The sequence below is a fragment of the Caballeronia zhejiangensis genome (assembly GCF_000698575.1).
Lineage (GTDB): Bacteria > Pseudomonadota > Gammaproteobacteria > Burkholderiales > Burkholderiaceae > Caballeronia > Caballeronia zhejiangensis.
This window is the reverse complement of sequence record NZ_JFHD01000015.1, coordinates 94,170-116,077: the sequence shown is the minus strand read 5'-3', so window position 1 is coordinate 116,077 and position 21,908 is coordinate 94,170. Positions and strand designations below refer to the sequence as shown.

Annotated in this window: 23 protein-coding genes; 12 read left to right on the top strand and 11 right to left on the bottom strand. The window is 63.9% G+C overall.

Annotated features, from left to right (window positions below; genetic code table 11):
* Positions 1-31 precede the first annotated feature (31 nt).
* Positions 32-1,543, bottom strand: a complete 1,512-nt coding sequence (locus tag BG60_RS19785; protein ID WP_008348966.1) for a CoA-acylating methylmalonate-semialdehyde dehydrogenase — start codon at positions 1,541-1,543, stop codon at positions 32-34.
* A 113-nt stretch (positions 1,544-1,656) separates the two neighbouring features.
* Between BG60_RS19785 and BG60_RS19780 the strand changes: the two genes are divergently transcribed.
* The gene (locus BG60_RS19780; protein WP_008348968.1) at positions 1,657-2,598 is read left to right on the top strand and encodes a LysR family transcriptional regulator; all 942 of its coding nucleotides are present in this window, start codon (positions 1,657-1,659) and stop codon (positions 2,596-2,598) included.
* A 68-nt stretch (positions 2,599-2,666) separates the two neighbouring features.
* On the opposite strand, the gene BG60_RS19775 is transcribed toward BG60_RS19780, so the two are convergent.
* Positions 2,667-2,969 (bottom strand): DUF4148 domain-containing protein, encoded by a 303-nt coding sequence (locus tag BG60_RS19775; RefSeq protein WP_033536520.1) that lies wholly within the window; start codon positions 2,967-2,969, stop codon positions 2,667-2,669.
* A 257-nt stretch (positions 2,970-3,226) separates the two neighbouring features.
* Here BG60_RS19775 and BG60_RS19770 point away from each other — a divergent pair, with 257 nt between their 5' ends.
* The gene (locus tag BG60_RS19770) at positions 3,227-4,462 is read left to right on the top strand and encodes an NAD(P)/FAD-dependent oxidoreductase (protein WP_174447737.1); all 1,236 of its coding nucleotides are present in this window, start codon (positions 3,227-3,229) and stop codon (positions 4,460-4,462) included.
* A 7-nt stretch (positions 4,463-4,469) separates the two neighbouring features.
* Here the strand turns inward: BG60_RS19770 and BG60_RS19765 are convergent, their stop codons facing one another.
* Positions 4,470-5,366, bottom strand: coding sequence for a fructose bisphosphate aldolase (locus BG60_RS19765; RefSeq protein ID WP_008348976.1), 897 nt, complete (start codon positions 5,364-5,366; stop codon positions 4,470-4,472).
* Positions 5,367-5,540: 174 nt separating this feature from the next.
* The gene (locus tag BG60_RS19760) at positions 5,541-5,939 is read right to left on the bottom strand and encodes a hypothetical protein (protein WP_008348978.1); all 399 of its coding nucleotides are present in this window, start codon (positions 5,937-5,939) and stop codon (positions 5,541-5,543) included.
* A 305-nt stretch (positions 5,940-6,244) separates the two neighbouring features.
* Here BG60_RS19760 and dacB point away from each other — a divergent pair, with 305 nt between their 5' ends.
* Positions 6,245-7,897 (top strand): D-alanyl-D-alanine carboxypeptidase/D-alanyl-D-alanine endopeptidase, encoded by a 1,653-nt coding sequence (gene dacB / locus BG60_RS19755; protein ID WP_051079021.1) that lies wholly within the window; start codon positions 6,245-6,247, stop codon positions 7,895-7,897.
* A gap of 12 nt (positions 7,898-7,909) precedes the next feature.
* Here dacB and BG60_RS19750 read toward each other — a convergent pair whose 3' ends face one another.
* Complete coding sequence (locus tag BG60_RS19750) at positions 7,910-8,779, bottom strand: alpha/beta fold hydrolase (RefSeq protein WP_008348981.1); 870 nt, start codon at positions 8,777-8,779, stop codon at positions 7,910-7,912.
* A 104-nt stretch (positions 8,780-8,883) separates the two neighbouring features.
* Between BG60_RS19750 and BG60_RS19745 the strand changes: the two genes are divergently transcribed.
* Positions 8,884-9,732: a LysR substrate-binding domain-containing protein gene (locus BG60_RS19745; RefSeq protein WP_008348983.1), complete on the top strand. Its 849-nt coding sequence runs from the start codon at positions 8,884-8,886 to the stop codon at positions 9,730-9,732.
* Here the strand turns inward: BG60_RS19745 and BG60_RS19740 are convergent.
* The 3 genes from BG60_RS19740 to BG60_RS19730 all read right to left on the bottom strand — a co-directional run bounded on the left by BG60_RS19740 (position 9,710) and on the right by BG60_RS19730 (position 12,267).
* Complete coding sequence (locus BG60_RS19740) at positions 9,710-10,771, bottom strand: phytoene/squalene synthase family protein (RefSeq protein ID WP_008348985.1); 1,062 nt, start codon at positions 10,769-10,771, stop codon at positions 9,710-9,712. The genes BG60_RS19745 and BG60_RS19740 overlap by 23 nt on opposite strands.
* A gap of 92 nt (positions 10,772-10,863) precedes the next feature.
* A complete protein-coding gene (locus BG60_RS19735; protein ID WP_008348988.1) occupies positions 10,864-11,580 on the bottom strand; it encodes a DUF899 family protein in 717 nt (238 codons plus the stop codon).
* Positions 11,581-11,607: 27 nt separating this feature from the next.
* Entirely contained in the window at positions 11,608-12,267 is a 660-nt protein-coding gene (locus tag BG60_RS19730; protein ID WP_008348990.1) for a glutathione S-transferase family protein, read from the bottom strand.
* 226 nt (positions 12,268-12,493) lie between these two features.
* On the opposite strand from BG60_RS19730, the gene BG60_RS19725 reads away from it, so the two are divergent.
* Positions 12,494-12,997, top strand: coding sequence for a response regulator (locus tag BG60_RS19725; protein WP_008348992.1), 504 nt, complete (start codon positions 12,494-12,496; stop codon positions 12,995-12,997).
* Here the strand turns inward: BG60_RS19725 and BG60_RS19720 are convergent.
* Positions 12,972-13,331, bottom strand: coding sequence for a hypothetical protein (locus tag BG60_RS19720; RefSeq protein WP_144403726.1), 360 nt, complete (start codon positions 13,329-13,331; stop codon positions 12,972-12,974). The two genes, BG60_RS19725 and BG60_RS19720, sit on opposite strands and share 26 nt — an antisense overlap.
* Positions 13,332-13,408: 77 nt before the next feature.
* Positions 13,409-13,687 (bottom strand): hypothetical protein, encoded by a 279-nt coding sequence (locus tag BG60_RS19715; protein WP_008348996.1) that lies wholly within the window; start codon positions 13,685-13,687, stop codon positions 13,409-13,411.
* Positions 13,688-13,820: 133 nt separating this feature from the next.
* On the opposite strand from BG60_RS19715, the gene BG60_RS19710 reads away from it, so the two are divergent.
* The 4 genes from BG60_RS19710 to BG60_RS19695 are packed head-to-tail and all read left to right on the top strand — an operon-like array spanning position 13,821 to position 17,666.
* Positions 13,821-14,660, top strand: a complete 840-nt coding sequence (locus BG60_RS19710; RefSeq protein WP_008348998.1) for an ABC transporter permease subunit — start codon at positions 13,821-13,823, stop codon at positions 14,658-14,660.
* Positions 14,657-15,373 (top strand): ABC transporter ATP-binding protein, encoded by a 717-nt coding sequence (locus tag BG60_RS19705; RefSeq protein ID WP_008349001.1) that lies wholly within the window; start codon positions 14,657-14,659, stop codon positions 15,371-15,373. Before BG60_RS19710 ends, BG60_RS19705 begins: the two co-directional genes overlap by 4 nt.
* Before the next feature lie 30 nt (positions 15,374-15,403).
* The gene (locus BG60_RS19700; protein WP_033536495.1) at positions 15,404-16,408 is read left to right on the top strand and encodes an NrtA/SsuA/CpmA family ABC transporter substrate-binding protein; all 1,005 of its coding nucleotides are present in this window, start codon (positions 15,404-15,406) and stop codon (positions 16,406-16,408) included.
* A gap of 16 nt (positions 16,409-16,424) precedes the next feature.
* Positions 16,425-17,666 (top strand): acyl-CoA dehydrogenase family protein, encoded by a 1,242-nt coding sequence (locus BG60_RS19695; RefSeq protein ID WP_008349004.1) that lies wholly within the window; start codon positions 16,425-16,427, stop codon positions 17,664-17,666.
* A gap of 47 nt (positions 17,667-17,713) precedes the next feature.
* Here BG60_RS19695 and BG60_RS19690 read toward each other — a convergent pair whose 3' ends face one another.
* Positions 17,714-18,769 carry an LLM class flavin-dependent oxidoreductase gene (locus tag BG60_RS19690; RefSeq protein ID WP_008349006.1) on the bottom strand — a complete coding sequence of 352 codons (1,056 nt, stop codon included), beginning with the start codon at positions 18,767-18,769 and terminating at the stop codon, positions 17,714-17,716.
* Positions 18,770-19,046: 277 nt separating this feature from the next.
* On the opposite strand from BG60_RS19690, the gene tauA reads away from it, so the two are divergent.
* From tauA to BG60_RS19675, 3 genes are read left to right on the top strand one after another with little or no spacing between them, the layout of a single operon-like run.
* Positions 19,047-20,075 carry a taurine ABC transporter substrate-binding protein gene (gene tauA, locus BG60_RS19685; RefSeq protein ID WP_008349008.1) on the top strand — a complete coding sequence of 343 codons (1,029 nt, stop codon included), beginning with the start codon at positions 19,047-19,049 and terminating at the stop codon, positions 20,073-20,075.
* Positions 20,072-20,851 (top strand): taurine ABC transporter ATP-binding protein, encoded by a 780-nt coding sequence (locus BG60_RS19680; RefSeq protein ID WP_008349010.1) that lies wholly within the window; start codon positions 20,072-20,074, stop codon positions 20,849-20,851. The genes tauA and BG60_RS19680 overlap by 4 nt, the downstream gene beginning before the upstream one ends.
* Positions 20,848-21,723, top strand: coding sequence for an ABC transporter permease subunit (locus BG60_RS19675; RefSeq protein ID WP_008349012.1), 876 nt, complete (start codon positions 20,848-20,850; stop codon positions 21,721-21,723). Before BG60_RS19680 ends, BG60_RS19675 begins: the two co-directional genes overlap by 4 nt.
* Positions 21,724-21,908 lie beyond the last annotated feature (185 nt).

The following is a 21,908-nucleotide window of genomic DNA, read 5'->3' as shown; positions in this document are numbered from 1 at the left end:
GCGGGCGATTAGTTGCACGCGTAACGATCGATTACTTCGCGGTCGGCATCACGAATTCCGCGCCCTTCTCCGTGCTCTCGGGCCAGCGCTGCATGATCGACTTCTGCTTCGTGTAGAAGCGCACGCCTTCTTCGCCATACGCGTGCATGTCGCCGAAAAGGCTGCGCTTCCAGCCGCCGAATCCGTGCCACGCCATCGGCACCGGAATCGGCACGTTGATGCCGACCATGCCCACTTCGATGCGACGGCCGAATTCGCGCGCGATATGACCATCGCTCGTATAGCAGGCGACGCCGTTGCCGAATTCGTGCTCGTTGACGAGATCGACCGCTTCGCTGAAGTCCTTCACGCGCACGCACGCGAGTACCGGGCCGAAGATTTCTTCCTTGTAGATGCGCATGTCCGGCGTGACATGATCGAACAGCGTGCCGCCCGTGAAGAAGCCGTCTTCGTGGCCCGGCACCTTGAAGCCGCGGCCATCGACGACGAGTTTCGCGCCTTCTTCCACGCCCAGCGCGATATAACCTTCGATGCGTTCGAGTGCCTGGCGGGTGACGATCGGACCCATTTCCGCGTCGTCTTCCATGCCGTTCTTGATCTTGAGTTGCTGCGCGCGCTCTGCGAGACGCGGCACGATCTTGTCGGCGACATCGCCCACGAGCACCGCGACCGAGATCGCCATGCAGCGCTCGCCGGCCGAGCCGTAGCCCGCGCCGATCAACGCATCGACGGCCTGATCGATGTTCGCATCGGGCATCACGACCATGTGATTCTTCGCGCCGCCGAGCGCTTGCACGCGCTTGCCGTGCTTCGCGCCGGTCTCGTAGATGTAGTTCGCGATCGGCGTGGAGCCGACGAAGCTGATCGCCTTCACTTGCGGATGCGCGAGCAGCGCATCGACGACGACCTTGTCGCCCTGCACGACGTTGAAGATGCCATCGGGCAAACCGGCTTCCTTGAGCAGATCGGCCATGAACAGCGACGCCGACGGATCGCGCTCGCTCGGCTTCAAAATGAACGCGTTGCCCGCCGCGATCGCGACCGGGAACATCCAGCACGGCACCATGCACGGAAAGTTGAACGGCGTGATGCCCGCGACGATGCCGAGCGGCTGGCGCGTCGTCCAGTTGTCCATGCCCGTCGAGACCTGTTCGGTGTAGTCGCCCTTCAGCAGTTGCGGAATGCCGCATGCGAATTCGATCACGTCGATGCCGCGCGACACTTCACCCTGCGCATCCGAGAACACCTTGCCGTGCTCGGCAGTGATGATCGCGGCGAGTTCGTCGCGATGCTTGTTCATCAGTTCGAGGAACTTCAGCATGACGCGCGCGCGGCGGATCGGCGGCGTGTCGCGCCAGGCCGGGAACGCGGCTTTCGCGCTCGCGACGGCTGCATCGACATCGGCGGCTTCACCGAGCACGAGCTTGCGCGGACGCTCGCCCGTCGCGGGATTGAACACCGGCTGCGTGCGCGTGGCCGAGCCATGCGTGCGCTCGCCGTGAATGTAATGAACGACGTCGGCGGTATCGTTGAACGCTTGCATGCTGTCTCCTCTCACGGGACTGGTTTGGCAATTGACACAGTGTAGGAAGCGATGCGCCCCTTGCAAAGACGCTATGATTGAACTCATTGTTTATATTGGCAAACAATCGGTTGATGGACGAGCAAAAGATCGAAGGTCTGTGGACCCATTTGCACTGGCTCACCGTGCTTGCGGAACAAGGCAGCTACACGGCCGCCGCCGCGCGGCTGAACGTATCGAAAGCGGCGATGAGCCAGCGCATCGCCGAACTGGAGCGCGCGGCGGGCGTGCCGCTCGTCACGCGCACGACGCGCAGCGTGCGTTTCACCGAAGCGGGCCGCAGGCTCGTCGACGATACGCGCGAGCAGTACGAGCGCATCGCATCGAGCTTCATGAGCGTCAAGGAGATGGCGGGCGTCGCGCGCGGGCTCATCCGCGTAACCGCGCCGATGGCCTTTTCGCGGCAGCAGCTCGTGCCGCGCATGGCCGGATTTCTGCACGCGCACCCCGATGTGCGGGTGCAACTGGAGGCATCGGACCGGTTGAGTTCGATCGCGACCGAAGGCTTCGATCTCGCGCTGCGGCACAGCGCGCAGGTGCCGGATACGCACGTCGCGTGGAAGCTGTGCGATACCCGTTCGGTGATCGTCGCGACACGCGCCTATCTGAAGCGGCGCGGCACGCCGGCGACGCCCAACGATCTCGTCACGCACGATTGCCTCGTCTATCCGCGGCCGCAGGCATCGAGCATCTGGTCGTTCGAAAGGAAAGGCGGGCGCAAGACTTCGACCGGGCCTCATACGCTCGCGGTGAGCGGTCCTTTCGCGGCGAACAACAGCGAAGTGCTGCGCGATGCAGCGCTCGACGATCTCGGCATCGCGCTCTTGCCGGATTTCACCGCGCAGGCCGCCGTGCAAGCGGGAAAGCTCGTCGTGCTGTTGCCGGAGTGGCATCCGGTCGGCGCGTTCGCGGATCAGCTATTCGTGGTGCGGCCTTATGCGCCGCATGTGCCACGCGCGGTCGCGCTTTTCATCGGATATTTGCGCGAGACGTTCGCAGGCGGCTTTCCGCTCTAGAACGAAAAAACGCGCCGGTCCGAGACCAGCGCGTTTCGTGATGCGGCTTGCGGCTTGCTGCTTGCTGCTCAGTGATGCGCGAACGTCGGGAAAACGTCGGCTTGAACCGCGTTGACGCGAGCGCCCGATTGCGCTGAACCATCCGCCACACCGCCATATCCGTTTTGCGCGGCGACGCGCGCTTCGGCAGCTTGAACGTCGGCGGGATACTTCGAATCGCTGATGACGTTCGGGTTATAACCGGCCTTTTCCAATTGCACGATTTGCTCGCGGACTTCGGCGCGCGTCAAGGGCTGATTCGACTGCGCGAACGATGCGACCGGCGCGGCAAAAGCAAGAGCGACCGCTGCGATACCGATGAACTTGTTCATGATGCTTTCCTCCATCCATAAGTTTTGAGTTGCCGCTCACGCTGCCTTGTTTGCTTCGTGCGCGACCGTTGAACAGAGTTTAGGTATCGCACGCCCTAGGGTAAATACCTAAACGGCGAAATCACTTTTGGCGAAAACCCGACTAATACGGGCACGCGCGATGAGAACCAACGCCTTGCGAATCGCCTATAACCAAGAACGGAGCGCCGCTCTACGCGACGCATAGCACGAACGATCGTTTAATCAGGGGAATGGCCTTGAAACGAATCCTTGTGATTGGCGCGGGTTTCGCCGGTCTGTGGAGCGCGCTGTCGGCGGCGCGCAAGCTGGACGAACTCGGGCACGCCGACGAAGCGGAAGTCGCCATCGTCAATCCGGTGCCTTTTCATAGCGTGCGGGTGCGCAACTACGAACAGCCGCTCGACCCGACGCTCGTGCAACTCGATACCGTGCTCGGGCCCGCGGGCGTGCAACTGATTCAGGCGAAGGCGACGAGCCTCGACAGCGCGAATCGCCGTGTGACGATCGAACGCGACGGAGCATCGGAGACGCTCGACTACGACCGGATGATCCTCGCGGCAGGCAGCGTGCTCGTGCGTCCGCCGATTCCGGGCCTCGATCGCTATTCATTCGATGTCGACACCTACGCGGGCGCGTGCAAGCTGCAGGCGCATCTGCTGACCTTGCCCGCGCTGCCCGACACGCCCGGCCGCTATACGGCGGTCGTGGTCGGCGCGGGACTGACGGGCATCGAGTTGGCGGCGGAATTGCCCGCGCGCCTGCGCGAGATCGTCGCGGAAAAGGATCGCGGCAAGGTGCGCGTCGTGCTCGCGGATCGTTCGGCGCGGATCGCGCAATCGATGGGCGGCGCGCAGCATGTCATCGAAGGCGCGTTGCAGACGCTCGAAGTCGAGATGCGGCCAGGCGTGACGCTCGAATCGGTCGATGGCCAAGGTCTCACGCTCCACGATGGCGCGGCGAGCGAGCGCATCGAAGCGGCGACGGTCGTCTGGTGCGGCGGCATGCACGCGAACGCGCTCGCGGCACAATTGCCGGTCACGCTGGACCCGCTCGGACGCGTGCCCGTCGATACGTTTCTGCGCGCGGAAGGCGTGCCGGGCGTGTTCGCGGCGGGCGATTGCGCGCGCATATTGATCGACGGCACGCGGCCATCGGTGATGTCGTGCCAGCATGGCCGGCCGATGGGACGTTACGCGGGCAACAACGCCGTCTGCGATCTATTCGGGCTGGAGATGCTGCCGCTGTCGATCGACTGGTACACGACCATCTGCGATCTCGGGCCGTGGGGCGCGGTGTATACGGAAGGATGGGACAGAAAGCTCGTCTCGGAAGGAGAGACGGCGAAGGCGACGAAGCGCACGATCAACGGCGAGCGCATCTATCCGCCGAAAAGCGGCACGCGCGAGGACATTTTTCGGGCGGCGGCGCCCGTCGTGCAAACGCCGCCGCCTACCGAACGCGCCAACAAGTAACGAAGCGTCAGACCTTCTTCACGGACGCTTCGTAGATCTCGTCGATCGACTGCTCGAGCGTCTTGTCGAACTCGCTGTCGCTCATGTCCTTCTTCAGCTCGTTGATGAGCGCGCGCGAGAAGCTCGCGATCATGCCGTGGTTCTGCGCGAGCTTCTTGCACGCGTCGCTGCGCGTATAGCCGCCCGACAGCGCGACGACACGCACGACACGCGGATGCTCGATCAGCGGACGATAGAAATCCGCCTCGTCGGGGATGGTCAGCTTGATCATCACGTTGCTCGATTCCGGCAGCGCGTCGAGGCCCTTCAGCAATTCGTCGCGCAGAATCTTTTCCGCGCCTTTCTTGTCCGGGCTCTTGATCGAGACTTCGGGTTCGAGAATCGGCACGAGACCGTGCTTGATGATCTGCGCGCCCACTTCGAACTGCTGCTTCGCCACGGCGGCGATGCCCTTTTCGTCGGCTTGATGGATCACCGAGCGCATCTTCGTGCCGAAGATGCCGAGCTTCACGGCGCGCGCCAGAAGATCGTCGAGACCGGGGATCGGCTTCATGATCTGCACGCCGTCGGCTTCGGCTTCGAGACCCTTGTCGACCTTCAGGAACGGCACGACGCCGCGGTCTTCCCACAGGAACGTGGGAACGGGCTTGCCTTCCGCTTCGCCGTCCATCGTGCGCTCGAACAGAATCGCGCCGATCACCTTCTTGCCCGTGAACGAAGGCGCCGTGATGATACGCACGCGCATTTCATGCATCAGCTTGAACATTTCGGCGTCGCCGTTGTAGGCGTCGTCCGGAATTCCGTATTGCCGCAGCGCGCCGGGCGTCGATCCGCCGCTCTGATCCAGAGCAGCGATGAAACCATCCTTCTCAGCCATTTGCGCGAGCATCTTTTCGTTAGCCACGAACATTTCCTCCTCGAAGTTCAAACACCGGACTTGTGCGCGCACAGTCCGGGCTTATGGTTCAGCTTCTGCAAGTGTAAAGGTTTTGACGGGCGCTCAAGTCGTGCAAATCCGCCATTTGCGCGCAAATGGAGTGATGTCGTGCGCTGGCGCACGGCCCGCGACAAGAAAACTTCAGGAAGGAGCGGAATTGAGGCCGCCCGCGTTGCCGGATCGCCAGACGATGCCGAGGGCGCGCTTGAAGAGCGATGGCGCGCCCGTGAAGTCGCCGGCTTGCGGCAGTTGCGCATGATCGTTCGATGCTTCCGATGCAGCTTCGATCGCCTCCGGTTCGGGAACGGGCTCCGGAACCGGCGCGAGCTTTTCGCGCGCGTCGCCGCAACGCTGGTTCAGCACGCGGCGCATGTCGGGGTCGTCGATCAGCGCTTGCGCGGTCGCCATGCCGCGCTCGAATTGCAGCGCATAGGCGATATCGGTGAAATCTTCGTAGCGGCCGCTATCGGCCAGCTCGTACGCCAGTTCGAGCGTGCGCCGGCGTTTCCATGCATCGAGATCGTCGTGGGCCGTGCTCAAGGTGTCCTCTTCTTCGCGATGAGGTGCCGAAGATGTTAGCCCGCGCCAAACTTTTTTCCGTTGTCGCGTCACAACAAGCAGACGAAAAGCATTCACGATTTCAAACAAAAACCGCTTGCCTGAAGCACTGGATTCGCGATAGTCCTCGCTTGACAAGGCTCGTGTAAGGTATTTAATTCACTCACCCGCCTCGCTGCGAAATGATGGGCGGCCGCCGACATGTCCTGTCTGCGCTGTGAAGCAGTCCCGACGTATGGATGTTCGCTCCGGTGCGGAGCGCGATGTGCCTTTATCGGAGCCGCGTCATGAACCCGCTTTCAGGAAGTCCGGCACGCGTGGCCGCTCTCGCTCTCGGCTGCGCGCTCGTCACGTCTTTAACCGGATGCGGCGGCTCCGATTCCACCGATACGTCCGCCCCCGACGCCATCACGCAGATCATGAAAAAGCCCATGTATCAGGGCGCGACGTGGGCATTGCGCGTCGTCGATCTGAACTCGGGCGATCTCGTCTACGACATGAATTCGAACGCGCAGGTGTATGTGGCGTCGGTGCGCAAGGTGTTTTCGCTCGGCGCGGCGCTCGATCAATACGGGGCGCAGCATCAGTTTCAGACGCCGGTGTATCGCACGGGAACCGTCGATGCGGCCGGCACGCTCAACGGCAATCTCGTGCTCGTCGCGAGCGGCGATCTCTCGATGGGCGGCCGCACGAACGCCGACGGCACGCTCGCCTGGACCAACTTCGACCACAACGAAGCGAACAATCTCGGCAACGCGCAGATCACCGCGCCCGATCCGCTCGCGGGCTACGACGCGCTCGCGGCGCAGGTGGCGGCAGCGGGCATCAAGAAGGTCAACGGCGAAGTCGTCATCGACGATCGGCTTTTCGAACCCTTCGACTTTCGCGGCGAATTTCAATTGCGGTCGATCTTCGTGAATGACGATGTCGTCGATACGATCATCTCGCAGGGCAGCGCCGGCTCGGCGACGCCGGTGGACTATCGGCCGAAATCATCGGCGTTCACGGTGCAATCCACGTTGATGACAGCGGCGGCGGGCACCGAGGCGAAAATCACCGTCACGCCGACGGACCCGACCTGCTTCGGCTCGCTTGCCTGCACCGGCACGATCGGCGGTTCGATTCCGGCGAATTACGTGCCGCCGATCGTGCCGAATTTCCCGGTCATCCGCACGTTCCGCATCACCGCGCCGCAGAACTATGCGCGCACGGTGCTCATCGAGGCGCTCGCGCGCGCCGGCGTGAGGGTCACGGCGCCGGCTGTCGAAAACAACCCGACGCAACTTCTGCCCGCGAAGAATTCATATTCCGCCGATACGCGCGTCGCGCAGCTCACATCGCAGCCGTACAGCGAATATTCGAAGTGGATTCTGAAGGTCAGCTACAACATCGGCGCGGACACGAGCCTCATGCTCTTCGGCGTCGCGAACAACGGTTCGACCACGCTTCAGTCGGCGCTCGCGGCGGAGAACGCGAAGCTATCCGCCGCGCCGTTCAACGTGCCGATGAGCCAGACGCATTTCATCGACGGCAGCGGTGGCGGCGAAACGACGGCGACGCCGGTCGCGGTCATCGCGATGTTGCGCGCGATGAACGGCCGTCCGGCGTTCCCGGCGTATCTGGATTCGATGCCCTTTCTCGGCGTCGACGGCTCGCTCGCGAGCACGACCGACTTCGAAGCCGATCCGACGCTCGCGGGCGCGAAAGGCAAGGTGTACGCGAAGACGGGAACGTACGTGACCGGCACCGAAAACCCCGACGGCACCGCGACGACCACGCTCAAAGGTCAGGCGCTCGCGGGTTATATCGACGCGAAAAGCGGACGAAGGCTCGCGTTCGCGCTGATCGTGAACAACGTGCCGATCAGCGACGTGCCCGACATCATCAACGTGTTCAACGACGAAGGCACGATCGCGGCGAACATCTGGAAGCTGCAGTGAGCCGCTTTCGGCTCACCATGCGCCGGCGAACGCCAGCACCGCGCGATTGAACGCGCCGGGACTCGCGACGTTCATGCCGTGCGATGCGCGCGCGATCGTCTGACGCTCCGCGAACTCGATCCACTCTTCGAGCTTCTCGACGTTGTTGCGGAACATGCGCGGGCTTTTCTCGCCGTCGATCAGCAGCGTGCGGCACTTGATGTCGCGCGCCGCTTCGCGCGTGTATGCGGGCAGCGGATCGCGGAATTGCTTCGGCAGCGTGAGCGCGTTATCCAGCGCCATGCGACGGAAGCTCTCCGTGCTCTTCTTCCAAAAGCCCGGCATGCTGACCGAATCCACGAACATTTCGAGGCCGCGGTCGAATTCGCCCTGTTCGATCAGCTCGGCCACGCGCGTGCGCAGCGCGTTGGTCGCGGGCGGCAGCGTGGCGGGCGTGGCCTGCGGCGAGGTTTGCAGCGGACCGCCCGGATCGGCGAGCGTGAGCGTCTTCACGAGCCGTGGATACTCGCGCGCCAGATGAAACGCGACGCAGCCGCCGCGCGAATGCCCGACGAGATGCACAGGCGCGAGATCGAGCGCCTCGATGAACTCCGCCATTTCCGCGACATGCGCTTCCCAGCCGAATTCGCCTTGCACGAAAGCATCGACGGCGGGCCAGTAATGCGACAGGCTCGGCGCGATCACGCGGAAATGCTTCGCGAGCGGCAAAATCTGCGCGTCCCAGTAGCGGTAATCGCACAGCGAGCCATGCACGAGAACGAGCGGCTCGCCCTCGCCGCACTCGATATACGGCACGGAAATGCCCGATTTCGTCGTGGCAAACGACGGTTCAGGCAGACCTTGCACGGCAGTGAGGACGGAGAGATCGGTTCGCGCGTTCATGAGTTAGCTCCTTGGATGCGACTATGCGCCGCGGCGAAGCAAAAGAAAAACGCATAATTTTGATAGGATCGTTCAGAATTTCTGATAGCAACCGGTCGCTCACCATGAAAGCGCTCGATCTGGACGTCCTTTCGATGATCATCGCCGTCGCGGATACCGGCAACATCAGCCGCGCGGCGGAGCTCGTGCATCGCTCGCAGTCGGCGGTCAGCATGCAGATCAAGACGCTGGAAACCGCGCTGGGCAAGGCGCTGTTCGTGCGCAAGCCGCGCAGCGTGGTGCCGACGCAGGACGGCGAAGTGCTCCTCACCTACGCGCGGCGCATGATCGCGCTGCGCGACGAGGCATGGGCGGCGGTCGTACGGCCGGACGTGACGGGACGCGTGGTGATCGGCGTGCCGGACGATTACGCGTCGTCGCTTTTTCCGCCGATCCTCAAGAAATTCTCGGCGACGTATCCGAAAGTCGAGATTCAGGTGGTCGGCCTGCCGAGCGTCGCGCTCGCGCCGATGGTGAAAGACGGCTCGGTCGATCTTGTCTGCGCGACGCGCGTGAAGGGTTTGTCGGGCGAATTTCTCCGCCACGAGCCGATGGTCTGGGCCGCCGCGCCCGGCACCGAGATCTGGAAGGAGCGGCCCTTGCCCATCGCCGTGTTTTTGCCGGGCAGCGTCGCGCGCGAAAACGCGATCCGCAGCCTGGAGCGCGCGCGCATCGGCTATCGCACGTCGTATGAAAGTCCGAGCCTGCTCGGTCTGCTGACGATGGCCGAAGCCGGTCTCGCCGTGACGCCGCTCGCGAAATGCGCGGTGCCGGCGCATTTCACGCTGCTCGGGCCGGCGCAAGGCCTGCCCGATATTGGCACGCTCGAAGTGGTTCTGGCGCGCAGCGCGGCGTCGAAACGGCCGCCGTGCGACTTTCTCGCCGAACGCATCATGGCCGAGTTGCGGCGCTGATCTCGGCTTGGATTGCCTGAACACGGCGCGCGGTCCACGCGCGCAACATGCCGTTCGATACGACCATCGGCAACGACGCCGCCATGATCCGGTACACGTCGTTGCGGCGCACCTTCGAGACCTTCCGCGGATCGAGCCACGCTTCGTTGCGCGCGAGCAGGACGAGCGTATCGAGGCCGATCATGATCGGCCAGAGACACGCGAGACGCAGACGGATCGCGCTCGCCGGAATCGCGAGCGTGTAATCGACGGCGTCTTCAAACAGCGCGAGCGACGTGCGCAGCAATTCGAAAAGCACGGGCCGCGCGCGCGCCGACGTTTCGGGCCGCAACACATCTTGCGGCGTGAGGCCATGCCGCGCGAGCATCGATTCGGGCAGATAGCATCGGCCGATGCGCAAATCCTTCGCGCAGTCGCGCAGCACGTTGGTCATCTGCAGCGCCTTGCCGAAGCGCACGCCGAGCGCGAGCATCGTGTCGGGCGCGGCTTTCAGCGTGCCGGGCATATGCGCGTACGTCATCTTCGTCCAGAATTCGCCGACGCAACCCGCGACGAGATACGTATAGCGATCCAGTTCGCCGAATTCCCGCAACGCGACGATCTCGCCCGATGTTTCGTCGGGAAACGTGCGCAGATCGAACTCCATGCCGGTGGAAAGCGTCGTGACGATGTCGCGCACGGCGGCCCGGTCGTCGGCGTTCAATTGCGGCAGGATCGCGAGCGCCGCATCGAGCGATTCGAGCAGCGCGCGTTCGTCCGGCTGCGCCTGCTGCCCCGCGACCTCACCCGCGATGCGCGCGAGCGCGCCGTCGTCGGGCGCACCGTTGATTTGCGCGCGCAGCGAGAGCAGCAATTCCAGCCGACGCTGCGGCGAAATCAGCGATGTATCCGCGATCGTATCGGCGGCGCGCGCAAGCAGATACGCGAGCCCGATGGGGTCGCGCATGCCCGCCGGCAAAATGCGCAGCGTGAGATAAAACGACCGCGACACGCTCTTGAGAAGCGGGCCCAGCAGGAAGGCCCGGGGCGAATTGTTCATGACTTGGATCGGATGACTCGGCCGGAAGCGCGTTGGAAAGCGCGCCGCGGCATTGTATCCGTCCTCGTCGATTTCCTCCGGCAGCGACCGGCTCAGTCACGCGGCCCGTAATCCAGCTTCGGATACCAGTTCGTCCCGCGTCCCTCGGGCGTCATGTCGAACACGGTCCAGAGCGGCATCAGATCGGGCGCGCCGCGCGGATCCTCGTTCGGATCGGCGGTCGAAAAATCCATCTCGCCGCTCCAGAAATGACGGATCACGCCGTCACGCCGCGTGAAGACGTTGAGCGCGGGATCGTCGCCGCCTTCCTTCGATATCGCGTGATAGTCGCGGCTGAAATTGCCGTTCGTATCGGAGAAAAGCCGCAGGTCGCGCCAGCCGCGCTCCTTCTTGAACGCGACGAGTTTCGCGAGCGGCGAACGCGCGATCACCGCGAGCGCCACGCGCTGCTCGATATCGCGCGCCTCGCCGTCCCACGCCGACAAGAGCGACGTGCACATCGGACACGGCCGCTCGCGCTGCGGCCCGAACATGTAGCTATACGTGACGAGCGTGTCCTTGTCGCCGAAGAGCCCGGCGAAATCAACCGCGCCACGCTCGCCGTCGAATCGATAATCGCCCGTCACTTCGCCGCCGGGCGGCAACGCGCGACGCATCTGCGCGACGCGCTCGATATGCCGGCGCAAGTCGATTTCCTCGGCCAGCAACGCGGTGCGCGCCCGGCGATATTCGGCGCTTTCGTTGGGAAATCTCATCGTCGCGCGCTGCGCGAGTTCATCGGCGGGAATGTAGTTCGTGGTCGTGCTCATATCCGATCTCCTTTCAGAATGGGCGATTCAGTCGCGGTCCGGCGCGCCGAGCGGAAACAGCGACCGGTAAGGCCGCGCTTCGTCGACGGCGCGCGCGAACGACGGCCGCGCGAGCAGCCGCTTGCGATACGCGATCACGTTCGAATACCGCTCCGCGATGCGATGACACCAGTCCGCATAGAACAGGAACGGCGCGGCGCCGCAATCCGCGAGGCTGAACGCGTCGCCCGCCGCCCATTCGCGCGCGGACATCTTGCGATCGAGAAACGCGTACGACGTGTCGAGCATCGCGCGGGCATCGGCGACGCCGCGCGCGTCGCGCTCGTGCGGATCGCGCATCGCGTCGAAAACGATCTTCTGCTGCGGCGTGGACACGTAGTTGTCGAAGAAACGATCCATCCAGCGCGTTTCGAGCGCGGCGCGCGGATCGTCGGGAACGAGGCGCACCGGGCCGGCGTGATACAGCCCGAGATATTCGATGATGACCGTCGATTCGATCACCGGGCTGCCGTCGTCGACGAGCACGGGAAAGCGCTTCATCGGCCAGATTTCGGCGAGTTCGGCCATCGAATGCGGCGTTTCGGGTGTCAGCGCGCGCCATTCGAACGGCGTGCCGTTCTCATACAGCGCCACCAGAACTTTCTGACAGTAAGACGAAAAGGGATGTGCATAGAGTTGCAGGCTCATCGGGCTGTCTCCAGATAGTCGAGCGGATTGCGGACGCGGCGCAGCGATCGCGACATTTGCAGCGCCGGCTACTTCCACGACGAACGGCAGCGCTACGGATCGACCATGAATCGAGAAATTTTGTTGTGCGCCGCAGCGTGAACGCTGCCGATTTGCTAACGTGCGCGCTCGAAGAAATTCCAACCCGGACATCGTGTGCATTGTCCGTCGAGGCCGGTCTAAAAGAATGAAGCGCAAAAGCAAAATCGAGATCGTCTTTGCCGACGATCGCCCCGTCGTTTTATATGGGCTGCAAAGCTGGTTCGAGTCGAGTGACCGGTTTCGGGTGTCGGCGTGCGTCAGGAACGCCGATAAATTGCTCGCGAGGCTGAAGACGACGAGCTACGACGTAATCGTGCTGAGTTGCGGCATGGAAGGCTCGCCGGCTGACGACTTCGCGTTTTTGCGGGAGATGCGCGCGGCGTGTCCGGCTACGCCGGTCGTCGTTTTCACCGACGGAACCAACGCCCACGCGCTCGCCGAGACGCAGCGCGCAGGCGCGGCGGGCCTCGTGAGCTTGCGCGAGGGCGCGGGCGAGTTCGAACGCGTATGCGAGCGCGTGCTTTCCGGCGCGACAGGGATCGTCTCGGCGCGCATCGCCGCTTATCGCGACGCCGCCGTTTCTTCCGATGCCGCGCCCGACTATTGCGGCGAAAGCATGAGCGTCACGCAGTTGACCGTGCGGGTCTGACTGCGGCGACGTTATCCGCCGGTACTTTGGCGATTTCGTGCGGATTCTTGCTCTTCGGGAATCCGACGTCTCGCCCGTCTTCGAATCCCTTTTCGTATGCGCGCTGATCGAGCGACTTGAATAGCGGCTCGATTTCGTCGACGTGCACGCGGATCAGTTCCATGAGCGGCTTGACGAGCGCGGCGCTGTCCTCGGTTTCTTTTGCATGGCTGACGACTTGCACCATTGCGCGCAGCGTTTTTGCTCGTTGAGCGCAGTAGTCGCTCAGCGGCATCGAATACGTGATGACTGCATGACCGTGGTCATTGACCGAGACGTTCATTCTGGATTCCATGGTCACTCTCCATCGGACGTTGTGGGAAGCCACACTGTAGAAGCCTCCCCCCGCCACGGACCACTAGACAATTCCGATCATGCGCGCAGATACGTGGCTACCACCGCGCTCTTGAGCCGATCGAGTGCTTGCTGCCGCCGTTTCAATACCAGAAGAAATTCGACCATCATCAGATCGTGTTTCAGGCGATCGTCCATTATCGAGGCGGCTTCGATCTGTTTAATCAGCGTGTAAATCCGAACCGCGCACTGTTTGTCGCTCAAAAGCGACGTGTCGAGCTCTTGTTGCAGACATTGAATGGCGCTGACGAGGTCATATTGATTCATGCGGCGGGCATAAGCGAAAGAGGTTTGCAAGCGCGTCTCTCGTAGTAAGCAATGCGTATGCCCTAACGCGGTGAAGCGTGAAAAGCAAAGCACAATAAAACGTTTGTTGCGTGCATTCCGAAGCTTTCTAATTACAGGCTCGAATTCACGACGAGCCGACAAGATGGCTGACCTGACATCCACGCGCGACACCTATCGCTCGGGACACGCGTCTCGCGCGCTGATTTCCAAAGACGTGCTCTACCGATGGCTCTCCTGGACCATCCCCGCAATCGTGGTGCTGCTATGGGAAATCGCGGCGCGCCTCGGACTGATCGCGCCGCAGGTCCTCCCGGCACCGAGCAGCGTCTTCGAAACGGCCGTCCACATGGCGCAAAACGGCGAACTCTTCGTGCACCTGGGCGTGTCGCTGCTGCGCGCCGCGGGAGGCTTCGTCATCGGCGGAACGATCGGGCTCGCGCTCGGCATCGCCGTCGGATTCTCGCCGCTCGCGCAAGCGCTCCTCGACCGCTCGATCCAGATGGTGCGCGCCATTCCTTTCCTGGCGATGCTGCCGCTCGTCATCGTCTGGTTCGGCGTCGGCGAAATCGCCAAGATCTTTATGGTCGCGCTCGCGGTGCTCTTCCCGATCTACATCAACACGATGCTCGGCATTCGCCAGATCGATTCGAAACTGATGGAACTCGCCCGCGTGATCGGCCTGAACCGAACGGCGATCGTGCGACGAATCATCCTTCCCGGCGCAATGCCGTCGATCCTCACCGGCGTGCGTTACGCGCTCGCCCACGCGTGGCTCGCGCTCGTCATCGCCGAGACGCTGGCCACGACGAAAGGCATCGGGTTCCTCGCGATGGACGCCCGCGAATTCCTGAACACCAACGTCATTCTGCTCACCATCATCATCTACGCGATCATCGGCGTCGTCGCGGATGCGCTCGTGCGCCTGCTCGAAGCCCGCTATCTCTCGTGGCACGCGAACTACGCGAAAGGGGCGCGCACATGACGGCCATCGTTACGCGCCGCGACGCGCGCGTCGGTTCGCCGGCGCTGGCGGTGTCCGTGCGCGGACTGCAAAGACGCTATGGCAGCCGCGTCGTCATCGATGCACTGGACCTCGATATTCGCAAAGGCGAATTCGTCGCGCTGCTCGGCGAAAGCGGATGCGGCAAGACAACGCTGCTACGCGCGCTCGCGGGGCTCGATTCCCCCGACGCCGGGTCGATCCGCGCGCCGGAACGTCCGTCCGTCGTGTTTCAGGAGCATCGCCTGCTGCCCTGGTCGACGTTATGGCAGAACGTCGCGCTCGGCTACGAGAATACGATTGGCCGGACGGGCGCGGCGCGCGCGCTGGCCGAAGTCGGACTCGCCGGCCGCGAGGACGACTGGCCGCGCAATCTGTCAGGCGGTCAGGCGCAGCGCGTGGCGCTGGCGCGGGCGCTCATCCACGATCCCGCGCTGCTGCTGCTCGACGAGCCGTTCGCCGCGCTGGATGCGCTCACGCGCATCCGCATGCACGGTCTCGTCAAGGAACTCGTCGCGCTGCATCGGCCAGGCGTGCTGATCGTCACGCATGACGTCGACGAAGCGCTCACGCTCGCCGACAGGATTCTCGTCATGCGCGCCGGACGCATCGCGGCGTCATTCGAACCCGGCGAACACGCGCCGCAGGCACTGCGCCCCGCCCTGCTCGCGGAACTCGGCGTCCGGTCTCACTGATCACTTTTCCATAAGACAAGAAGGACGAGCATGAACGACTCATCGCTGAGCCGCCGCCGGTTGCTGCGCGCGGCGGGAGGCCTCCTGGCCGGCGCCGCGACCGGCGGATTGTTCCCGGCACGCGCGGCCGAGCCGCGCAAGCTGACGCGCAACACCGATACGGTCCGCATCGGCTGGGGTTACGGCAGCCTGCCCGACATCGCGAAGCAGCGCGGCGTGTTCGAGAAGACGCTCGCCGCGAAAGGCATCAAGGTCGAATGGGTCGGCCCTTTCCCGAACCATGCGCCTTCGATACAGGCCGTGGTCGGCGGCAGCGCCGACTTCGGATTCTGGGGATCGACGACTCCCGCACTCGCCGCGATGCTCGCCGGCTCGCCGATCGTCTTCACCGCGTTCGACATCTATTCGCCGCGCTCGACGGCCATCATCGCGAAGAAGTCGAGCGGCATCGAATCCGTCGCCGATCTCGCGGGCCGCAAGGTCGCCGTCAACCGGTCGGGGCTTGGCGAATTCCTGTTGATCGCCGCGCTGGAGAAGCATCGCGTCGATCGCGACAAGGTCCAGTTCGTCTATCTGAATCCGCCCGACGCGGCGCCCGCCTTCGCGCAAGGCAAAGTCGACGCTTGGTCGATGTGGTCGCCCGGCGTCGACATCTCGCGCTTCTCGAACGACGCGAAAGACATCTTCAACGAAGGCCGCGATCTGGATTTTCTGATCGATTACAGCTCGCTCGTCACGCGCCGCAAGTTCACCGAGGAGAATTCCGAGCTGATCCGCGCGGTGATCGATGCGTATTACGTGGAAGGCGCGTGGCAGTCGGCGCATTCCGCCGAAGCCGAATTGCTCGTGCAGCGCGAGGGCAAATATCCGGATCAGGTGCGCGACTATCTCGCAAGCCTCAAGCGCGTCAATCAGTTTCACGAGCCCGACGATGCCGCTTTCATCGCGCAATTTCAGCGCGCCGCCGACTGGCTGGCCGAGCGCAAGATCATCAACTCGCGCATCAAGGTCGCGGATTACAGCATCAAGGTGTGAATCGAGGAGCGCACGAATGTCTGACGTCAACTATCCGACGAGCGCCGGACCGACGCTCGTCTCCCCGCTGTCCGCCGCGCTCGGCTTTTCGGAGATCATCGGTGACATCGCCGCGACTGCCGCCGAGCGCGAACGCGGGCACCGGCTGCCGCACGAAGAGATTGCAAAGCTCAAGGCGCTCGGCTTCGGCGCGCTGCGTCTTCCCGTCGATGCAGGCGGAAGCGGCGTTTCGCTGAACGGGCTTTTCATCGTCGCACGCGATCTCGCCGCGGCGGATTCGAACATCGCCCACGCGTTTCGCAATCATCTGTGGCAAGTGGAAGCCGCGCTCCGGAGACGCGAGCAACCGTTCCATACGCGCGTGCTGGAGCTGACCGCGCAGAAGAAGACCATCGGCCTGAGCTTCGTCGACAGCGACGTGGTCGCCGCCGGCGCGCGTCCGACCAAAGTCCTCAGTCGGCTCGAATGGGATGCGTCGCGCGACGTGTACGTCGGCTCCGGCGACAAGATCTACGCGACGGGCAATCTGTATAACGACGCGTTCACCGGCCTCGCCGTGGAAAGCCGCGCGGGCCGCACCGTGCAGTACGTGCTGGAACGCGGCGCGGGCGTCGACGACGACGATGACTGGCAAGGCTTCGGCCAGCGCCTCACAGGTTCGGGAACGGCGCGGTTTCGCGATGTGACGGTTCCAGCCGCGCAGCTTTATCCGCCCGATCCGCCGAAGTCCGATGAAGCCGCGCCCTGGGGCTTTACGTTTCATCAGGTTTATCTCACCAACTGCATCGCGGGCATCGTGCGGCGCGTGGCGCTGGACGCCGTCGACGTGCTGCGCGCGCGGGGACGCAACTTCTATCACGGTGAAGCCGCGCATCCCGTCGATGAACCCGTGCTGCAATCGCTGCTCGGCCGTATCCGCGCGTATTCGGCGAGCGTCGAAGCGATCGCGGATCGCGCGGCCGGCGCGTTGCAGCGCGCATGGGATCGACACGGCACACGCGACGAATACGAGGCGACGCTCGCGGCCACGCTCGCGGCATCGGAAGCCAAGGTCGTGATCGACGATCTCGCCCCGCAGATCGCAAGTTGGCTGATCGATCTCGGCTCGGGCTCCGTCGTGTCGCGCGTCGGCGCGCTGGACCGGCACTGGCGCAACATCAAGGTGATCGCGTCGCACAATCCGCGCGTCTACAAGGAACGCTTTCTCGGACAGAACCTGCTGACCGGGCAATTGCCGCCCACGGGCGCGTTCTTCTGATCGCGCGCGCCGTCCCTTGTCGAAGGCGGACGGGACGGCGCGCTTTCTTAGTCGAGCAGACGTCGCACGCGCGGCACGACTTCGTGCGCGAAGCGGGCCATGTCGGCCTCGAAGGGCTGGAATTGCAGCATGAAGAGTTCGATGCCCGCGCGATGAAAGTCGACGATGCGCCGCGCGACCGTGTCGTAATCGCCGACGAGGTCCGCGGCCGTGCCGCCGTTCGACCCGACGCGCGCCGATCGCGCGAAGGTCTGGTGCATCACCGCGTTCGGATCGGTATTGGCCTTTTGCCGTTCGCGCAGCGGCTTGTCGAGTTCCGCCAGCGCGAACAGATGTTCGAGATGAGCCTGCGCTTCGTCCTGCGTCTCGCGCGCGATCACGAACGCCGACAGGCCGAAGCGCAAAGGCTCGTGCCCCGCCGGGCGCGCGCGGGCGGAGACATCGGCGATCAGGGCCGCAACGTCGTCGTGCGGCTGGCCGTTGATGAACCACACATCGCCATGCGCCGCGACGAGCGAGCGCGCCGGCTCCGACTCGCCGCCGACATAGATGCGCGGACGCGCGCGAAACGGATCGGCGGGCCGTAACTGATAGTCGTCGATCCGGAAGTTGTCGCCGCGATGCTTCACGGCTTCTCCGCGCAGCAACGCATCGACGACCGAGATCCACTCGCGTCCGTACGCATAGCGCTCGTCATGCTCCGCGAAGCCGATGCCCGCGCGCTCCAGCTCCGGACGATTCCACGCATTGACGAGGTTGATCGCGAAGCGTCCGCCGCTGATGTGCTCGATCTGCTGCGCCATCTTCGCGAGCACGACCGGATGATAGAGATAAGGCTTGATCGCCGCGATGATCTCGATGCGCGACGTAAGCGCAGCCAATGCCGCCGATGCCGTCCACGCTTCGAGCTGATCGAGCGAAGGATCGTGCGGATTGATCGTGTGCTGGGCGACGAGCACGGAGTCGTAACCGAGGCGCTCGGCCTCTAGCACGAGCGCCTTGTTGCGCGCCCACGAGGCATCGTAGGGCTCGGCGGGATCCTGCAACGCCGCGCGACTGCCATGCACGAGCGCCCAGACGCCGAAGCGGGGAAGATTGGACATCGCTTGAATGAACCGAAGGACAGGTTGGAGAGGATGCTCATGCTAACGCCGGGGCCGCCCGCGGCGATCCAATTTCTATCGATAAGGAATTATCCATTTGGCATTTGAAGACTCGGGAAACTGTCTTCCTGAGCGCAGTTCTTCCGATAACCATATGACGGCGCACGGCGAATATGCGAAGCACGCGCCGCGTCATTTGCTACGCACGATTGCTTCGTAGCCGCGGCACGCAAAGTGCCTATAGTCGAAGGCTTCACCACATCATTTCGTCCGTTCCATGAAACCTTCGATCCATCGCCGCGCGCTGATCGCCGGCATCGCATCCATCGTTCTCGCTGCTATGGCGCCCGTTCAAGCACACGCCGAAACGCGCGAAGTGGTCATCGGCTATCAGGACATGGTCGTGCCCTGGCGTTATGCGCAGGCGAGCGGCGCCGTCGAGAAAGCCACCGGATACAAGGTCACGTATCGCAAGCTCGGCAGCGGCGCGGATGTCATTCGCGCGCTCGCATCGGGCTCCATTCAGTTGGGCGAAGCCGGCTCCAGCCCGATCGCGGCGGGCTTGTCGCAAGGCGTCGACCTTTCGCTGTTCTGGATTCTCGACAACATCAACGACGCCGAGGCGCTCGTCGCGCGCAACGGCTCGGGCGTAAGCAAGCTCGCGGATCTGAAAGGCAAGACGCTCGGCGTGCCGTATGTGTCGACGTCGCATTTTCATGCGCTCGTCGCCTTGCAACAGGCAGGCGTCGATCCGTCGACGGTGAAGATCGTCAATCTGCGTCCGCCGGAGGTCGCGGCGGCGTGGGAACGCGGCAATATCGACGCGACGTATATCTGGGACCCGGTGCTCGCCAAAGCCAAGCAGAACGGCAAAGTGCTGATCACGTCGGGCGAAGTGGCGAAGGAATCGGGCAAGGCGACCTTCGACGGCTTCGTCGCGTCGCGCAAGTTCGCGCAGGACAATTCGGCGTTCCTGAACGGTTTCGTCAAAGTGCTCGCCGATACCGACGCGCAATACCGCGATCACAAAGCCGACTGGACCGCCGCGTCGAAACAGGTGCAGGCCGTCGCGCAGGAATCCGGCGCGAATCCCGCCGACGTGCCCGCGAGTCTCGCGCTCTACGCCTTCCCGAGCGCGGGCGAGCAGGCGTCGCCGACCTGGCTCGGCGGCGGAGCGCAATCCGGGGCGGCAAAGTCGCTCGCGGCAACCGCTCAGTTCCTCAAACAGCAGGGCACGATTCAGAACGTGCTCGCGGATTACTCCACGGGCGTCGATCCGCGCTTCGTGCAGCAGGCCGCGAAATGACATCGCTTTCCATCCGCAACCTCGGCGTCACGTATGAAGGCGCGAGCACGCCCGCGTTGCAAGGCGTCGACTTGCAGATCGGCAGCGGCGAGTTCGTCGTGGCGCTGGGTGCATCGGGATGCGGCAAGACCACGCTGCTGAATTGTCTCGCGGGTTTCCTGGAGCCGACCGAAGGCGAAGCGTCGCTGAATGGCGAACCGATCGACGGGCCCGGCGCCGAGCGTGGCGTCGTGTTCCAGAAGCATGCGCTGATGCCGTGGCTGAACGTCATCGACAACGTCGCGCTTGGCTTGCGTTTTCGCGGCGTGAAGCGCGACGAGCGCCGCGAGATCGCGCGTCGCACGCTCGCGCTCGTCGGCCTCGCGCAACATGAACACGCGAAGGTCTACGCGCTGTCGGGCGGGATGCAGCAGCGCGTCGGAATTGCGCGCGCGCTCGCGAGCGATCCCGAAGTATTGCTGATGGACGAACCGATGGGCGCGCTCGACGCCCTCACGCGCGAAACCGTGCAGGAACTCGTGCTCGACGTTTGGGCGCGCACCGGAAAGACGGTGTTCTTCATCACGCACAGCGTGGAAGAGGCACTCTTTCTGGCGACGCGCCTCGTGCTGATGACGCCAGGTCCGGGCCGCATCGAAGAGGTGCACGAACTGCCCTTCTCGCGGGACTACGTTCGCAGCCGCGATGCGCGCGCCGTCAAATCGTCGCCCGCGTTCATCGAATGGCGGGAGCGGCTGACGCGCCGCCTGCATCGCACCGAGACGGAGGCGGCGTGAACCGGCCCGCTCACGATGTCCCGCTGCCGAACGCCCCAAGCGCATCGCCAGCCACGCGACGCGTCACCCGCACGAAGCATCGCGCGCGCTATCGCGGGATGCCGGGCGCGGGGCCGACCGCACTGCCCAGCGCGCTGTGCGTCGCGACGCTCGCGGCATTGTGGTGGGCGGCCACGCATTTCCACTGGCTGCCGCCGCTCTTTCTGCCTTCGCCCGAGGCGGTCTGGCAGGCGTTCATCGACGCGTTGCACGGACGGCTTCAGGGCGGATTGCCGCTCTCGGAGCATCTCTTGTGGAGCGCGATCCGCGTGTTCGGCGCGTTCGCGCTCGCGGTTGTCACGGCGGTGCCGGTCGGAGTTCTGATGGGCGTGAGCCGCATCGCGCGCGGCGTGCTCGATCCGCCGCTCGAGTTCTATCGGCCGCTGCCGCCGCTCGCGTATCTACCGCTCGTCGTCATCTACTTTGGTATCGATGAAACCGCGAAGATCGTCGTCATCTGGCTCGCCTGCTTCGCGCCGATCGCGATGGCCGCGCGCGCCGGCGTCAGGAGCGCGACTGCCGAGCAGGTGAACGCCGCGTGGTCGCTCGGCGCGAACTTCGGGCAAGTCGTGCGGTTCGTCGTGCTGCCCGCCGCGCTGCCCGAAATACTGACGGGCCTGCGCATCGCCGTGGGCTTCGGCTGGACCACGCTCGTCGCCGCCGAAATGGTCGCCGCGACCGCCGGCCTGGGCCAGATGGTGCTCAACGCGTCGAGCTTTCTGCGCACCGACGTGGTGGTGATGGGCATCGTGCTGATCGGCGCGATCGCGTGGATTTTCGACTTCGGCATGCGCGCGCTGGAGCAGCGGCTCGTGCCGTGGAAAGGACGCTGAGCCGCAAGGGCCTGGCGTCGCGGCGAACTTGGAATCGGCTGGACTCCTGATCCAGTAAGGGTTCCCTATCCGGCAATAAGGAAAATTAATTATTGACGTACTGCTGCTGAAAGGCAGAATCTCTCGGAAACAATCCTAATAAGTATTTCAGCGACGCGACACGCTGAGAACAGATTTCCTTCCGC

Excerpts from the sequence above, each read along its gene's own strand:
- BG60_RS19785 (WP_008348966.1), bottom strand. The coding sequence starts at position 1,543 with ATGCAAGCGTTCAACGATACCGCCGACGTCGTTCATTACATTCACGGC.
- BG60_RS19780 (WP_008348968.1), top strand. The coding sequence starts at position 1,657 with ATGGACGAGCAAAAGATCGAAGGTCTGTGGACCCATTTGCACTGGCTC.
- BG60_RS19775 (WP_033536520.1), bottom strand. The coding sequence starts at position 2,969 with ATGAACAAGTTCATCGGTATCGCAGCGGTCGCTCTTGCTTTTGCCGCG.
- dacB (WP_051079021.1), top strand. The coding sequence starts at position 6,245 with ATGAACCCGCTTTCAGGAAGTCCGGCACGCGTGGCCGCTCTCGCTCTC.
- BG60_RS19750 (WP_008348981.1), bottom strand. The coding sequence starts at position 8,779 with ATGAACGCGCGAACCGATCTCTCCGTCCTCACTGCCGTGCAAGGTCTG.
- BG60_RS19745 (WP_008348983.1), top strand. The coding sequence starts at position 8,884 with ATGAAAGCGCTCGATCTGGACGTCCTTTCGATGATCATCGCCGTCGCG.
- BG60_RS19740 (WP_008348985.1), bottom strand. The coding sequence starts at position 10,771 with ATGAACAATTCGCCCCGGGCCTTCCTGCTGGGCCCGCTTCTCAAGAGC.
- BG60_RS19735 (WP_008348988.1), bottom strand. The coding sequence starts at position 11,580 with ATGAGCACGACCACGAACTACATTCCCGCCGATGAACTCGCGCAGCGC.
- BG60_RS19730 (WP_008348990.1), bottom strand. The coding sequence starts at position 12,267 with ATGAGCCTGCAACTCTATGCACATCCCTTTTCGTCTTACTGTCAGAAA.
- BG60_RS19725 (WP_008348992.1), top strand. The coding sequence starts at position 12,494 with ATGAAGCGCAAAAGCAAAATCGAGATCGTCTTTGCCGACGATCGCCCC.
- BG60_RS19720 (WP_144403726.1), bottom strand. The coding sequence starts at position 13,331 with ATGGAATCCAGAATGAACGTCTCGGTCAATGACCACGGTCATGCAGTC.
- BG60_RS19710 (WP_008348998.1), top strand. The coding sequence starts at position 13,821 with ATGGCTGACCTGACATCCACGCGCGACACCTATCGCTCGGGACACGCG.
- BG60_RS19705 (WP_008349001.1), top strand. The coding sequence starts at position 14,657 with ATGACGGCCATCGTTACGCGCCGCGACGCGCGCGTCGGTTCGCCGGCG.
- BG60_RS19700 (WP_033536495.1), top strand. The coding sequence starts at position 15,404 with ATGAACGACTCATCGCTGAGCCGCCGCCGGTTGCTGCGCGCGGCGGGA.
- BG60_RS19695 (WP_008349004.1), top strand. The coding sequence starts at position 16,425 with ATGTCTGACGTCAACTATCCGACGAGCGCCGGACCGACGCTCGTCTCC.
- BG60_RS19690 (WP_008349006.1), bottom strand. The coding sequence starts at position 18,769 with ATGTCCAATCTTCCCCGCTTCGGCGTCTGGGCGCTCGTGCATGGCAGT.
- tauA (WP_008349008.1), top strand. The coding sequence starts at position 19,047 with ATGAAACCTTCGATCCATCGCCGCGCGCTGATCGCCGGCATCGCATCC.
- BG60_RS19680 (WP_008349010.1), top strand. The coding sequence starts at position 20,072 with ATGACATCGCTTTCCATCCGCAACCTCGGCGTCACGTATGAAGGCGCG.